Annotated in this window: 11 protein-coding genes; 7 read left to right on the top strand and 4 right to left on the bottom strand. The window is 70.3% G+C overall.

The features are described from left to right. Window positions 1–117: 117 nt before the first annotated feature. The 5 genes from IT359_20685 (at window position 118) to IT359_20665 (ending at window position 6,261) form a co-directional block, all read left to right on the top strand. Entirely contained in the window at window positions 118–1,593 is a 1,476-nt protein-coding gene (locus tag IT359_20685; protein MCC6931417.1) for an amino acid permease, read from the top strand. Between the two features lie 123 nt (window positions 1,594–1,716). Beyond that, window positions 1,717–2,745 (top strand): bifunctional oligoribonuclease/PAP phosphatase NrnA, encoded by a 1,029-nt coding sequence (locus IT359_20680; protein ID MCC6931416.1) that lies wholly within the window; start codon window positions 1,717–1,719, stop codon window positions 2,743–2,745. A 164-nt stretch (window positions 2,746–2,909) separates the two neighbouring features. Continuing rightward, entirely contained in the window at window positions 2,910–4,055 is a 1,146-nt protein-coding gene (locus IT359_20675) for an Mrp/NBP35 family ATP-binding protein (protein ID MCC6931415.1), read from the top strand. Next, window positions 4,052–5,500 (top strand): MATE family efflux transporter, encoded by a 1,449-nt coding sequence (locus IT359_20670; protein ID MCC6931414.1) that lies wholly within the window; start codon window positions 4,052–4,054, stop codon window positions 5,498–5,500. Before IT359_20675 ends, IT359_20670 begins: the two co-directional genes overlap by 4 nt. Further along, complete coding sequence (locus IT359_20665; protein MCC6931413.1) at window positions 5,500–6,261, top strand: SAM-dependent chlorinase/fluorinase; 762 nt, start codon at window positions 5,500–5,502, stop codon at window positions 6,259–6,261. Before IT359_20670 ends, IT359_20665 begins: the two co-directional genes overlap by 1 nt. Window positions 6,262–6,264: 3 nt before the next feature. On the opposite strand, the gene IT359_20660 is transcribed toward IT359_20665, so the two are convergent. Continuing rightward, the gene (locus tag IT359_20660) at window positions 6,265–7,830 is read right to left on the bottom strand and encodes an Ig-like domain-containing protein (GenBank protein ID MCC6931412.1); all 1,566 of its coding nucleotides are present in this window, start codon (window positions 7,828–7,830) and stop codon (window positions 6,265–6,267) included. A 54-nt stretch (window positions 7,831–7,884) separates the two neighbouring features. Further along, window positions 7,885–8,520: a hypothetical protein gene (locus tag IT359_20655; GenBank protein ID MCC6931411.1), complete on the bottom strand. Its 636-nt coding sequence runs from the start codon at window positions 8,518–8,520 to the stop codon at window positions 7,885–7,887. Window positions 8,521–8,731: 211 nt separating this feature from the next. Here IT359_20655 and IT359_20650 point away from each other — a divergent pair, with 211 nt between their 5' ends. After that, the gene (locus IT359_20650) at window positions 8,732–10,312 is read left to right on the top strand and encodes a family 10 glycosylhydrolase (GenBank protein MCC6931410.1); all 1,581 of its coding nucleotides are present in this window, start codon (window positions 8,732–8,734) and stop codon (window positions 10,310–10,312) included. A 178-nt stretch (window positions 10,313–10,490) separates the two neighbouring features. After that, complete coding sequence (locus IT359_20645) at window positions 10,491–11,774, top strand: divalent metal cation transporter (protein MCC6931409.1); 1,284 nt, start codon at window positions 10,491–10,493, stop codon at window positions 11,772–11,774. Between the two features lie 27 nt (window positions 11,775–11,801). Here the strand turns inward: IT359_20645 and IT359_20640 are convergent, their stop codons facing one another. Together IT359_20640 and IT359_20635 are read right to left on the bottom strand one after the other, a co-directional pair. Further along, window positions 11,802–12,926, bottom strand: a complete 1,125-nt coding sequence (locus IT359_20640) for a hypothetical protein (protein MCC6931408.1) — start codon at window positions 12,924–12,926, stop codon at window positions 11,802–11,804. Window position 12,927: 1 nt separating this feature from the next. Continuing rightward, window positions 12,928–13,515, bottom strand: a complete 588-nt coding sequence (locus IT359_20635; protein MCC6931407.1) for a hypothetical protein — start codon at window positions 13,513–13,515, stop codon at window positions 12,928–12,930. Between the last annotated feature and the right edge of the window lie 59 nt (window positions 13,516–13,574).

Below are 13,574 nucleotides of genomic sequence, written 5' to 3'. Positions count from 1 at the left end.
GGGCAGGGGTGCCACTCCGACGCTGACAGCGGCAGGAGTCGAGCCGGGGCGGCTGGTGTAACGTCGGGCGATCGTGGCGGCGATCGCCCTTTTCCATTCTCCACCGGAGACTCCCTGATGGGTCTGTTATCCAAGAAGAGCCTCGACCTGCTGATGCGCGAGGCCGAGGGTGTGGACGGCGAGCCGACACTCAAGCGATCGCTCGGCGCGCTGAATCTCACCCTGCTCGGCATCGGCGCGATCATCGGCGCCGGCATCTTCGTCCTCACCGGGACGGCGGCGGCGCAGTATGCGGGGCCGGCCATCGTCCTCTCGTTCGTCCTCGCCGGCGCGGGGTGCCTCTTCGCGGGGCTCTGCTACGCAGAGTTTGCCTCGATGATCCCCATTGCCGGGAGCGCGTATACCTACGGGTATGCGACGCTGGGCGAGCTGGTGGCCTGGATCATCGGGTGGGACCTCATCCTCGAGTACCTGTTCGCCGCCTCGACGGTGGCGGTGGGGTGGTCTGGCTACTTCACCTCGTTCCTGCGCGACTACCTGCACATCAACGTGCCGGCATCGCTGGCCAATGCGCCCTTCAACGTCGAGGGGACGCACACGCTGGTGGCGAGCGGGGCGATCATCAACCTGCCCGCGATGTTCCTGGTGGCGATCCTCACCGTGCTGCTGGTCATCGGGATCCAGGAGTCGGCGAAGCTCAACAACGTGATCGTCTTCGTCAAGGTCACGATCGTGTTCCTCGTGATCGGCTTCGGCTTCATGTACGTGCAGCCGGAGAACTGGCAGCCGTTCATTCCGCCTAACGAAGGAGCGTTCGGGCGCTTTGGGCTGAGCGGCATCGTGCGCGCGGCCGGCGTGATCTTCTTTGCCTACATCGGCTTCGACGCCGTGTCCACGGCGGCGCAGGAGGCAAAGAACCCGCAGCGCGACCTTCCCATCGGCATCCTCGGTTCGCTCACCATCTGCACCGTGCTGTACATCCTGATGGCGCGCGTGATGACCGGTGTGGCGAACTACAGGGATCTCAACGTCCCCGATCCGGTCTACGTGGCCATTGCCAAGGCGGGGCCGGGGCTCGAGTGGCTCAAGCCGCTCATCGCACTCGGCGCCATTGCCGGCCTCGCGTCGGTCGTGCTCGTCATGCTCCTCGGGCAGCCGCGCATCTTCTTCGCGATGTCGCGCGACGGCCTCCTCCCGCCGGTCTTCGGCAAGGTGCACCCGAAGTACCAGACGCCGTACATCTCGACGATCATCACCGGCTGCTTCGCGATGGTGGTTGCCGGGCTCTTCCCGATCGGCCTCCTCGGCGAACTCGTCTCGATCGGGACGCTCCTCGCGTTCGTCATCGTCTCGGCCGGCGTCCTGGTGCTGCGCTACAGCCAGCCCAACCTGCATCGCCCGTTCCGGACGCCGCTGGTTCCGGTCGTCCCGATCCTCTCCATCCTCATTTGCGGTTACATGATGTACGGGCTCCCGCCCGACACCTGGCTGCGACTGCTGATTTGGCTGGCGATCGGCCTCGCGATCTACTTCCTGTACGGGCGTCACCATTCGCGCGTCCAGGCGGCGGAGCGGGCGGGAACGAAGTACTAGGGCACTCCACCGCCGCACGGCCGCGACCGCCGGCGGTGGAGCCGTTCGGTTCCCCAAGCTGTTACTTTACGGGCGGCGCTCCGGGTGGAGCGCCGCTTTCGCTTGTCCCTACGTTCCGTGCCATTGACCGGACTGCTCGCCGTCCCCGCTCCCCGTCGTGAGGCGATCGCGCGTATCGCCGAGACGCTTCGCACGACGCCCCTGGTGGCGCTGACGACGCATATCAACGCCGATGGCGACGCCGCAGGCTCCGTGTCTGCCCTGGCGCGCCTGCTGCCACAGATTGGCGTTCGCGCCATCGTCGTGAACCCGACACCGTGGCCCTCGATCTTCACCTATCTCCTGGGGCCGGACATCACCGACGCGACCGCGAAGGGTCCCTCGGCGCTTCGCGCGGTGAATGGCGTCGTGGCGCTCGACGTGAGCGACATGAAGCGCCTGGGCGGCCTGGCCGACACGGTGCGCACGCTCAAGGTCCCGCGCATCGTGATCGACCATCACGTCCCCACCGAGGAGCCGGCGGGCGAGATCGTCTTCGACGACGTTGCCGCCTGCGCCACCGGAGAGCTGCTGTTCGACTTTGCGGCGGAACTCGACCTCGACATCACGCCGGCGATTGCCGAGGCGCTCTATACGGCGATCCTCACCGATACCGGCGGCTTTCGCTACTCGAACACCACGCCGCGCTGTCACGCGATTGCGGCAACGCTTCTCGCCAAGGGGGTCGATCCCGAGGAGATGTACCGTCGCATCTACGCGTCGGTGTCGCCGGGGCGCCTCCTGCTGCTGCGCGACTCGCTGCACTCGCTTGGGCACGACGCGACGCACGGGATCTCGTGGATCTGCGTGACCGCCGATGCGCTGGACCGCTACGAAGTGAGCCCGGAGGACCTGGACGGGATCGTGGAGCATCCGCGGTCGATTGCCGGGACGCGCCTTGCGCTTTTCTTCCGCGACCTGGGCTACGGCAAGGTGAAGGTGTCGTTCCGCAGCACCGGCGATGTAGACGTGAACCGCTTCGCGCGCGAGTTCGGCGGTGGCGGTCACGCGAAGGCATCGGGGGCGCTGATCACGGGATCGCTGGACGCCGTGCGCGATCGCGTGGTCGAGGCGGCCCGCGCCTACGTCGGGGAACTCGCCCCGACGCCGTAGAAGCATTCGACGCATTCCGGTGGCGCCCCATGCGCTGCCCAAACGATTCGCAGGGGACGGTGGTCCCTCGTCTGCTGCGATACGCGCTGCACACATCGCCGGTCTTGCGCCGCCCCTGGCGCGCGAGGCCCAAACACTTCCTGACATTCCGCGGGATTCCCGACATGGCCACCACCCTTCAGGCACGCATTGGCGCCGCGCTCGCGGCGATCCGGAACCCTCGCACCGGCGAGGACGTCCTCACCTCACAGATGGTGCGCGACATCGGGACGACGCTCGAGGGAAAGGTGCACCTGACGGTGGTGCTGGCGCCCAGCGACGATGCCACGCTGGTGCGCACCGTGCGGCAGGCGGTGGAAGCGGTGGAGGGGGTGAGCTCGGTGCAGGTGGCGGTGCGCGACCCCTCGGAGCTTGCCCCGGGGCGTGGTGCCGCGGCCGCTACCGGTGCCGGAGGGCGCCCCAATGGCGCGGGCGGTGCGCCACGCGCGCTCCCGGTGATGGATGACCGTCCCGCCGCCCCGCGCCCCAGCGCTCCGCAGCCGGTCCCCTATCCGCAGTTGGGGCGCATCATCGCCGTCTCGTCAGGCAAGGGCGGGGTGGGGAAGTCGACGATCGCGGTGAACCTCGCGGTGGCGCTGGCGCGTCGCGGGTTGCGTGTGGGGCTCATGGATGCCGACATCTACGGCCCCAACGTCCCGCGGATGATGGGGGTGGACGGGGCGCCGCTGGTCCAGGACGAGAAGATCATCCCGCACCAGGCGCACGGGGTGAAGCTCATCTCGTTAGGGCTCCTCATCGAGCGCGACCAGCCGGCCATCTGGCGCGGCCCGATCGTCATGAAGATCACGACGCAGTTCCTCAGGGACGTGGACTGGGGACAGCTCGATTTCTTCATCGTCGACATGCCGCCGGGCACGGGCGACGCGCAGCTCTCGCTGGTGCAGGCCACGCAGGTGACGGGAGCGGTGATCGTCACCACGCCGCAGGAGGTCGCCGTTGGCGATGCGCTGCGCGGCGTGCGGATGTTCCAGCGCACCGGGGTCCCCGTGCTGGGGATCGTCGAGAACATGTCGTGGTTCGAGTGCCCGCACTGCGGCAAGCCCACGGCGTTGTTCGGCACCGGCGGCGGGCAGAAGCTGGCCGACGAGTGCGAACTCCCCCTCCTCGCGCAGGTCCCGCTCTATCCGCGCGTGATGGAAGGGGGCGATACCGGGCGTCCGGTGGTGGAGGCCGATGCGGCGTCGCCGGCCGCGAAGGCGCTCACCGCGCTGGCCGACCGCCTGGCCGCGTCGTTAGGCGCGATGGCATGAGCGTCGCCGCGGGGGCGCTGGTCGACGACGCGCTTCCGCGGGTCATCCGGCGCGTCGCCATCCCGGCGGTCGCGTCCAACCTCCTCATGACGCTGTTCGCGTCGATGGACGCGTACTGGGTCGGGACGCGCATCGGCCCCACTGGGCTCGCCGCCGTCTCGACCGGGATCTTCTGGGTCTGGCTCGTGGTCTCGATCGCCGAAGGGGTCGCCCTCGGCGTCACCGCACTCGCGGCGCGCCGGCACGGCGAAGGGCGTCCCGAGGAGGCGGCGCGCGTGGCCGGCGGGGCGCTGTTCTTCGCCCTCGCCCTCGGCGCCGTGGTGGGGCTGGCGGGGGCGTTCAGCGTCGGAGCGCTCTTCGCCTTCATGCAGACGCCGCCTGAGGTCACGGCGCTCGCGCGCGACTACCTGCGCACGTACTTCCTGGGGCTCCCGCTCATCTATGGCTTCTTCTGTGTCGACGCGACGTTCCGCGCGTCGGGCGACACGCGCACGCCGCTCCTCCTCCTCTCGGTCTCGGTGGCGTGCACGCTCCTCCTCGACCCGGTGCTCATCCTCGGCCTGGGGCCGGCCCCTCGCCTGGGGATCGAGGGGGCGGCCGTGGCACTGGTGGCCACGCGCGGTGCGGCATTCGCGATCGGGGTCTGGCTCCTGCGCCGGCGCGGAATGCTCCTCGCCCCCGGACGGCATGTCGGCGTCGAGGCGTTGCACCTGTCGGAACTGCACGACACGCCGCCGGCGCCCGTCGCCGCGCGCGGCAGCACGCCAACCAGCGCGCTGCCGCGCATTGGCGATGTGCGCGCCATCCTGCTGGTTGCACAGCGCGTGTTGCGCATCGGGCTCCCCACCGCGGTGACCGGGGTGATCTTCTCGTTCATCTACGTGGCGATGACGCGGACCACGACGCACTTCGGGACGCCGGCGCTGGCCGCGCTGGGGCTGGGGCACCGCATCGAGAGCTGGCTCTACATGTTCGGCGTCGGCTTCGGCGCCACCGCTGCCGCGGTCGTTGGGCAGAACCTCGGCGCCCGCCGGGTGGAACGTGCCGAGCGCGCGGGGTGGATCACGATGGCGTTCGCGATGGCGCCGGCGCTGGTCATGGCCATCGCCTCACTCGCCATTCCCGAGACGCTGGCGCGCGTCTTCACCAACGACCCCACGGTGGTGGACGAGACGGCGTTGTACCTGCGGATCAACGCGCTGTCGCAGCTCCTCCTCCCCGCGGAAGTGGTGCTGGAGGGGGCGCTGGGCGGGGCGGGCGACACCGTGCCGCCCATGATCACCTCAACCGCGCTGACGGCGATGCGCATCCCATTGGCGGCGTGGTGGGCATCGCTATGGGGGCCGGTGGGGATCTGGTGGGCCATCTCGGTCACGGCGGCGGGGCGCGGGGTGGCAATGATGCTCCTCTGGCGCAGCGGGCGGTGGAAGCGCAAGACTGTGTGATGCGCCCCACGCCGACCTCGCCCATTACCCTGCTCACCGACTTCGGGACGGCGGACGGCTACGTCGCCGAGATGAAGGGGGTGCTCCTCACGCTCGCCCCGGAGTCGCCGATCGTCGACCTGTCGCACGACGTTCCGCCGCAGGACGTGGAACTCGCGCGGCTGACGATTGCGCGCTACTGGCGCCGCTTTCCCGAGGGGACGGTGCACCTGGCGGTGGTGGACCCTGGGGTGGGGACGACGCGCGCCTGCCTGGCGGTGGAGAGCGATCGCCGCTTCCTCGTGGGTCCCGACAACGGGATCCTGTCGCCGGCGTTGCTGCTGGCGGGGGCGCGCGCGGTGGCGCTCCCCATTCCGCCGTCGGCGTCGCGCACCTTTCACGGGCGCGACGTCTTTGCCCCCGCGGCCGCGGCGCTGGCCAACGGACACCCGCTCGATGCCCTGGGCCCCGTGCACGAGTCGCCGCTGGTGCGCCGCACCAAGGAGGCGGTGCGCCGCGAGGACGGCGCCGTGCTGGGCGAGGTGATCGCGATCGACCGGTTCGGGAACGCCATCACCAACTTGTTAGGCGCGCGCGCCGGCGTGGTGGCCGCCAGCGGGCGTCCGGTCCCGATTCGCGCCACCTACGCCGACGTCCCGGTGGGCGCGCCGGTGGCCATCAGCGGCTCCACCGGACTGCTGGAGATTGCCGTGCGCGAAGGGAACGCGGCAAAGGTGCTCAACCTGTCGCGCGGCGCGACCGTGGTCTGGTACAGGGCGTAACGCCTACTGCCTGGAGGCCGTCCACGTTGCACCTGCAACCTGCCCCGACACGAGGAGCGTGGGCGGGCACAGGTAATCGTCGAAGGTGATCGTCCCGTAGCTCCCCTGGGCACTGGCAGCGGAGAGAAAGCTCCCGCTGATGGTTCCCGAGGCGGTACCGCCGCTGGTGGTGAACGAGAAGGCGTTGCCGGCGATCAGGGTAAGCGGCGCCGCGGTATAGGTGAGCGAACAGGGCGAACCTGGCGGCGTCCCCACGTTGAGGGCGAGCGAGGCGATGCGTCCTAACGAGACGGTGAAGGTGATGGTGCGCCCGGAACCCGCGCTCCCGCGCCAGGCGCCATCGTACGCCGAGGCGGTGCCCGTGTAGGCAAACGCGGCACCGGAGACGCCGTCCACCGTGGCGCTGATGGACGCCACACCGGTGGAGGCGGCGGTGACGAGCCCCGTGGCGGCGTCGACGGCGGCAACGGCCGGATTGGAGCTGCTCCAGCTCACCGCGCGCCCCGTGACGACCGCGCCGGCGGCGTCGCGCAGGGTGGCCGACATCTGCTGCTTTCCCCCCACGGCGAGGAGGAAGGGCGCCGGCGACACGGTGACGCTGCGCACGGTCGTGGCCTGGATCGTGAGCGAGACGCTGACCTGCTGCGGAGAGTTGGAAGCCCCTGGAGCGGCGACGGGGACGGTGGCGGTGTACCGCCCCGCGGCGAGCGCGGTGATCACGGGTTGCAGCGACAGCAGCGCAAGCGGTGCGGCGGCGGCCCCGGGGAGCGACAGCTGCAACCAGCCGGACGCTCCTGCCCCATACGTCACCGGCCCGGCGACAAGGTTCGCCAGCGTCCCGCCACCCGCGTTGGTGATGACGACGGACTGCGCGGCGGGGTTGGCCTGTCCCGCGGTCGCGGTGAAGTCGACGGCGGTGGCCGAGAGCGCGATGCGCGGCGGCGGCGTGACCGTGATGGCCACCGCCGCGCTACGCCCCTCGCTGCTGGCGGTGACGGTGACGGGGCCGCCGGGGGTGATGGCGGTGACGAGTCCCGACGCACTGACCGTCGCGATCGATGCATCGCCGCTTTGCCACGACACGGTGCGGCCGGCCAGCGCGCCCCCCTGCGCATCCAGCGGCGTCGCCGAGAGCTGCAACGATTCTCCTGTCACCAGCGAAGCGCTCGCCGGCGTGGCGCGCACACTGGCCACAGGCGCCATGACTGTCACCTGCGCCAGCGCCTGGACGCCGCGGATGCTCGCCACTATCGACGTCGACCCGGCGGCGAGCGCCGTGACCACGCCGCTGGCGTTCACGCTGGCGATGGTGCCGTCCTGCGAACTCCACGCCGGGGCCAACTCGGCGGCGCTGCATCCCTGCGCGGTGGCCGACGCGTGCAACGTGACGGCATCGCCCACGCGCATCGTGCTGCTGGCGGCCGTGACCGCCACGTGTGTCACGCGACAGGCCACCCCCGCCCCGTCCCCCGCCTTGCACGAGGCGAGGGAGACGGCGAGCGGCGCCACCGACGCGAGCAGCGCCACGCGCAGCGGGCGCCGTGCCTTGTGAGCGACAGGTCGAATCATGCGCCCGACAATGTACACGGCTCTCTGCGGTGGCGCTGCACCGATGGCGCGGCGCTACCTGACGGCTTGCAGCTTCACGCCGTCGAGCACGGCCCCGAGCGCGCCTGCTTCGAGCAGTTGGAACTCCACGGTGCGGTCGGCGCGCGACTTGAACTGCCACAGCCGCATCTTCGATCCCTTCACCGTGTACCATCCCAGTTCGCGCGGCGCGATGGGCTGTCGCTGCTCGGCCGACGCCACGGCGTGGGCAAACGTCCCGTCGGCAAAGAACTCCCAGGTGTGCTCCACCTTGAGGTCGTCGACGTACGTGAAGAGCCCGCTGAATGCGCCTTCAGGATCGAACGGCGGCGAGCCCTGCGAACCGGCCGACGACGGACGTTCGCCCGAGGCCGCGGCCCACGCCTCCGTCGCCTTCTGATTGCAGACGTCCTCCAGCAACTCTTCCCCGCGTTCCTTGTAGTACTGCGCCAACTTGAGGTGGATGCGCGAGGCATCGGTCAGGTCGCCTTTGCGATGCGTCCGCAGCAGGGCGAAGATCTCCTTCTCGATCTCGCTCGCGGGCCTGGGGGGAAGCTTCGCCACCTCGAACGTCTCGACGTCCTTGCCCCGCCGGGCCGGCGGCGCCGCCTGCGCACCGAGCGCGACCGGAGCGCCAAGGACCATCGCCAGCAGCAGGAAACGGGATCGCATGGGACCTCCTGTCTCCAAGGGGATGCCATCATGCTAGGTTGCCGATTCGCTCGCGTCTGTCGGCGCGACCGGGGACATTGCGCCGTCGAATGCCGGACAGGCCATCGGGCGAAGTGTCACCGGAGTATCCTCGCATGGCCCGTTGGGCAATCGCTCGACCTGGATGAATCGTCGCATATCGACCGGACCCGTTCGCGCCTTGCGTCGCGCGTTGGCTAACGCCCCGCTGCGGGCGCCGGCGCTGGTTGGCGCGGCCGCCATTGTCGTGAGTGCGGCCTGTTCCGGCGCCGACGATCCGATCGCCCCGGGAACGCCACCACCGCCCCCCGACACCGCCTTCGTCATCCCTGACGTGTCGCGCGAGTTCCGCGGGCTCTGGATTGCCACGGTCGGGAACCTCGACTGGCCGTCGCGCACGACACTGAGCCCCGCCGAGCAGCGCGCCGAGCTGGTGGCGCTGCTGGACAAGGCGGTGCAGATGGGGGCGAATGCGGTCGTCCTGCAGGTGCGCGTCAACGGGGAGAAGCTGTACGCCGGCGGCACGGAGCCCTGGGCGACCGCGCTCGCCGGGCGCAGCGACGTCGATCCCGGTTACGATCCGTTGCGGCTGGCGATCGACTCGGCGCACGAGCGCGGCCTCGAGCTGCACGCCTGGTTCAACCCGTTCCGGGCCGGCAATGCCGGCGACACCGCGCGCCTTGCCCCCTCCCACTTCGCCGCGCGCCGCCCGGACCTGCGCCGCGTCCCGCGCGACCGCGTTACCGGCGCGGGCGTGGGGCTCTGGTTCGACCCCGGCGAGCCCGAGGTGCAGGACCACACCATCGCCGTCATGAGCGACGTCGTCCAGCGCTATGACATCGACGGCGTCCACATCGACGACTTCTTCTATCCGTATCCCAACGCCAACGGCGCGCTCACCTTTCCCGACGACTCGACCTACGCGCGCTATGCGCGCACCGGCGGCACGCTGTCGCGTGGCGACTGGCGACGCGACAACATCAACCGATTCGTGCAGCGCATGTACGCGGAGGCCAAGGCGCGCAAGCCCTGGCTGCGCGTCGGCATTTCACCGTTTGGCATCTGGCGCCCCGGCAATCCATCGGGCGTCACGGGGCTCGATGCCTACGCCGACTTGTACGCCGACTCGCGCACCTGGCTCCAGCGCGGCTGGGTCGACTACCTCGCGCCGCAGCTCTACTGGGCCATCGGGAGCAGCGGGCAGCCGTTCAATGCGCTGCTCGATTGGTGGCTGGCGCAGAACGCCGCAGCGCGTCACGTCTGGCCCGGGCTCGCCGCCTATCGAGTCGCCGACGGGACCGCGAGTGCCTTCACCGCCGCCGAGATCGCGAACCAGGTGCAATCGGTGCGGCTGCGCGGGACGTCGCCCGGTGTCATCCTGTTCCGCGCATCGCTCGTCTTCGCCAACCGCGACAACCTGTTCTCCACCCTGGCGTCGGGGAGCTTTGCCACCCCCGCCGTCCCGCCGGCCATGTCCTGGATCGACGCCGACGCCCCCGCGAGCCCTTCGTTGGGAAACGCGGTGGCGGGCGCGGCCACCTGGCAGCTGACGGTGACACCCGCGGCCGCGGAGCCGGTGCGCTGGTGGTGGGTGCGTTGGCGCACGCGCTCCTCGGCCAACGTCATTGTCTGGTACGCGCAGCGCGTTCCCGCCACCACATCGACCATCTCCGTCCCGGCCACTGTCAATGGAGCGCGCACCGACGGCGTGGTGCTGTACGCGATCGACCGGGTGGGGAACCTGAGCCCGCCGGCCACCTGGCGCGCGCCGTAGGGCATGCGCGCCTCTCCCGCCCGCCGCGCGCGCCGTGTATGGTCCGCGAGTGGCGCGCGGGCGCCAAATCCTCAACAGCAGGAGCGTCGCGTGCACACGTCGGTTGGCAGGATCGACATGGAATGCGCACCTGACCGGTCGTGCGACGCAGTGCGCGCCGCCCTCGCGTCGGTGCGGCGTGGCGGCTGACGGCGTGGGCGATCGTTTCAACCCCTTCGCACGGCTGAGTCGCATCTGGCACTCGCTCGGCCCGGGCGTCATCACCGGCGCCGCCGACGACGATCCGTCGGGCATCGCCACCTACTCCATTGCCGGCGCCCAGTTCGGGACGTCGATGCTGTGGACCGCACTCCTCACCTGGCCCCTGATGACCGCGGTGCAGGTGATGTGCGCCCGCATCGGGATGGTCACGGGGCAGGGGCTCACCACCGCGCTGCGGCACCGCCTCCCGCGCCCCGTCCTCGTCGTGGCGAGCGTGGCGCTCCTTGGCGCGAACTCGATCAATATCGGTGCCGACCTCGCGGGAATGGCCGATGCCGCCGAGCTGCTTACCGGAGTTGGATCGCACGCGTGGGTCGTGGTCTTTGCGATCGCGATCGGGTGGGCCACCATTGCCTGGCGATACGCCGACATTGCGCGCGTCCTCAAGTGGCTCGCCATCGTCCTCTTCGCCTATGTGATCACCGCGCTCAAGGTGGGGCCGGACTGGTCGTCGGTCCTGCGCGACACGTTCATGCCGCGTCCTCCGCAGGGTCGAGAGGGGTGGGCGACGCTCGTGGCCATCCTCGGCACCACCATCAGCCCGTACCTCTTTTTCTGGCAGGCGTCGCAGGAGGTGGAGGAGGAGAAGCTCGGCGGGCGATTCTCGACCGAGGAACGTCAGGGTGCAACGCCCGCCGAACTCTCGCACCGTCGCGTCGACGTCGCCCTCGGGTCGCTCTTCTCGAACGTGGCGATGTACTTCATCATCCTCACCACCGCACTCACGCTCAACCGGCACGGCCTCACCGCGCCGCAATCCAGCCGCGAGGTGGCGCAGGCGCTGGAGCCGCTGGCCGGGCGACTCTCCGCCCTGCTGTACACAGTTGGGCTCATCGGCACCGGGCTCCTCGCCATTCCCACGCTCGCCGGATCGTCGGCGTACGCGCTCGCCGAACTGTACGGGTGGGCCTCCGGGATCGACGAGCGCCTGCAGGGTGCCCCGCGATTCTACGCCGTCTTCGTCCTCGCACTCGTGGCTGGCGTGGCGCTCGACTTCGCGAACGTGAACCCGATACGGGCGCTGTTCTGGAGCGCGGTCATCAACGGCGTGCTGGCGCCGTTCCTCCTCCTCGGCATTCTCCTCGTGGCTTCTGACGCGCGCATCATGCGCGGGCAGGAATCCCGCTGGCCGGCGCGCGCCGTGGTAACGGTGGCGGTGGCGCTGATGTTTGCGGCGGCCGTGACGATGGTGGTGCTGTAGCGCGCGGCGTGCATGCCGCGCGCGCACCTAACGAGAACGTCCCCCCGCCTCTCCCTTGCCCGCCACCACCGGGCGCCGCGCGGCGACGACCCCGGTGACCGGGGTGGGCGTCTGCCAGCTTGCGGCGTCCTGGGCCGGCGCCGCGGCCTGCACCACCGCCGCGTCGCGCCGCGTCCCGCCGCGCGACAGGAGCGCCGCACCAAAACCGGCCGTGATCGCCACGTACGTCACGAGGAGCGCGATGATGCGGCTCGAGATCCCCGCCGCCGGAACGGCGCCCAGCGCGGTAGCCACCAGCCACAACCCCATGTAGATCGACACGCCGACGGTCACGGCGCGCAACGCACTCCCGCGCGCGCTCAGCCGCGCCGCGGCGCGCCCCCCGATGCTCCCCCCCGTCAGCTGCGCGACGGCGATGAAGCCCAGCGTCGCCAACCCCGCAACGGCGAAGACGAAGGCCACCACGGCAAAGGGAATCAGCAGGGCGCCGATCACCGTCACCGCAAGCGCCACCACCAGGAGAAACATCACCGGGAAGATCCCCAGCTCGCCCGCGATCCCCACGAAGAACGACCGCCAAAAAGACTCCTGCAGGACGTCGACCACGCCGTCCAGGTAGCTGCTGGCAAAGACCAGCACGCCGAGCCCGATGAGGAGCATCACGACATACCAGCCAAGGGCGAATTGCAGTGGCGACCGCTTGGTGGGTTCGAGCCCATCGCCGCGCATGGTGGAGCGCAGGCTCTCTCCCCAGCGCCCGGTGAGCGAGCGCACCTCGCCGCCCACGGTGCCTGTTGGCGCGTGCACCTCGCCGAAAGCAGCGATCGCATCGCCCGTGACCTTGCCGCCAGTCGTGACCTCGACGTCGCCGGCAATGGCCACCGCCGTCCCGTCGACGGTGCCGCGAACGACGAGATCGCCGCCTGCCACCACCACCGGGCCGCGAACCGTGGTGCCGGCGGCAATGACGCGCCCGCCGAGCACGAGCGAATCGGCGGATGGGCGCGCTGCCGTGGTGCCAGCGATGCCGCCGGTCGTGGAGCTGTCGGCAGCGGTGGCGCGCCCCGCCTGCTGGGCCAGGAGAACGATGGGAGAGAGTGCCGCGAGCGCGAGGTGCAGGATCGCGGCGGGTGACCAGGTCCGGAGGCGCACGCTACCCTCTCCGGCGCGCAGCCGTCGCCAGCGTCTTGAGTCCGTAGGCGGTTCCGAGCACGGCGATCGCGAGTGCCGTGAGCGCCACGGCGATCCCGGCCAGTCCGTTGGCCGAAACGGTGGAGGCCGCCCCCTGACCGACGGTTGCGACCACGGCGTCGTGCACGCCGAGCGACACCGCCTCGCGCGCACGCTCACCCACGAGCGCGAAGAGGAAGAGAACGGCGTCGGCCCGATGGGCGAGCCAGACCGTGAGCATCGTGACCGTGACCGCCATCACCCCGCCGGTCCCGAACACGAGCGTGCGCCCCACCTGCGTTTGCGGGAGGGCGCGCCGGATCGAGTCACGCAACGACACGTGCCATGGCTCGAAGACCTGCACGTTGGCCATGACCTTCTCGGCGAAGCGAGCCGTGGGGGCGATGTGGGGCAGCACCTCCAGCGCGAGGGTCACTTTGCGTTGCGCCTCGAACTCGGCACGACACCCCGCACACTGCGCCAGGTGCGCCTTGAGCGGGTTCACGCCGAACCCCTCCTCGCCATCGAGGAGGAGATCGATCTCTTCGGGGAGTAGATGCCGATGGTCCAAGTGAATGCCTCCGGTGGTTCCTACGCCGCCCCTCTGGCGCCGGTTTCAGCCGACACGCG

Source organism: Gemmatimonadaceae bacterium, from assembly GCA_020852815.1.
Classification (GTDB): Bacteria; Gemmatimonadota; Gemmatimonadetes; order Gemmatimonadales; family Gemmatimonadaceae; genus SCN-70-22.
The sequence above is the reverse complement of the archived record's forward strand: the minus strand, read 5'-3'. Positions and strand labels throughout refer to the sequence as shown.

Excerpts from the sequence above, each read along its gene's own strand:
- IT359_20670 (MCC6931414.1), top strand. The coding sequence starts at position 4,052 with ATGAGCGTCGCCGCGGGGGCGCTGGTCGACGACGCGCTTCCGCGGGTC.
- IT359_20675 (MCC6931415.1), top strand. The coding sequence starts at position 2,910 with ATGGCCACCACCCTTCAGGCACGCATTGGCGCCGCGCTCGCGGCGATC.
- IT359_20665 (MCC6931413.1), top strand. The coding sequence starts at position 5,500 with ATGCGCCCCACGCCGACCTCGCCCATTACCCTGCTCACCGACTTCGGG.
- IT359_20655 (MCC6931411.1), bottom strand. The coding sequence starts at position 8,520 with ATGCGATCCCGTTTCCTGCTGCTGGCGATGGTCCTTGGCGCTCCGGTC.
- IT359_20660 (MCC6931412.1), bottom strand. The coding sequence starts at position 7,830 with ATGATTCGACCTGTCGCTCACAAGGCACGGCGCCCGCTGCGCGTGGCG.
- IT359_20685 (MCC6931417.1), top strand. The coding sequence starts at position 118 with ATGGGTCTGTTATCCAAGAAGAGCCTCGACCTGCTGATGCGCGAGGCC.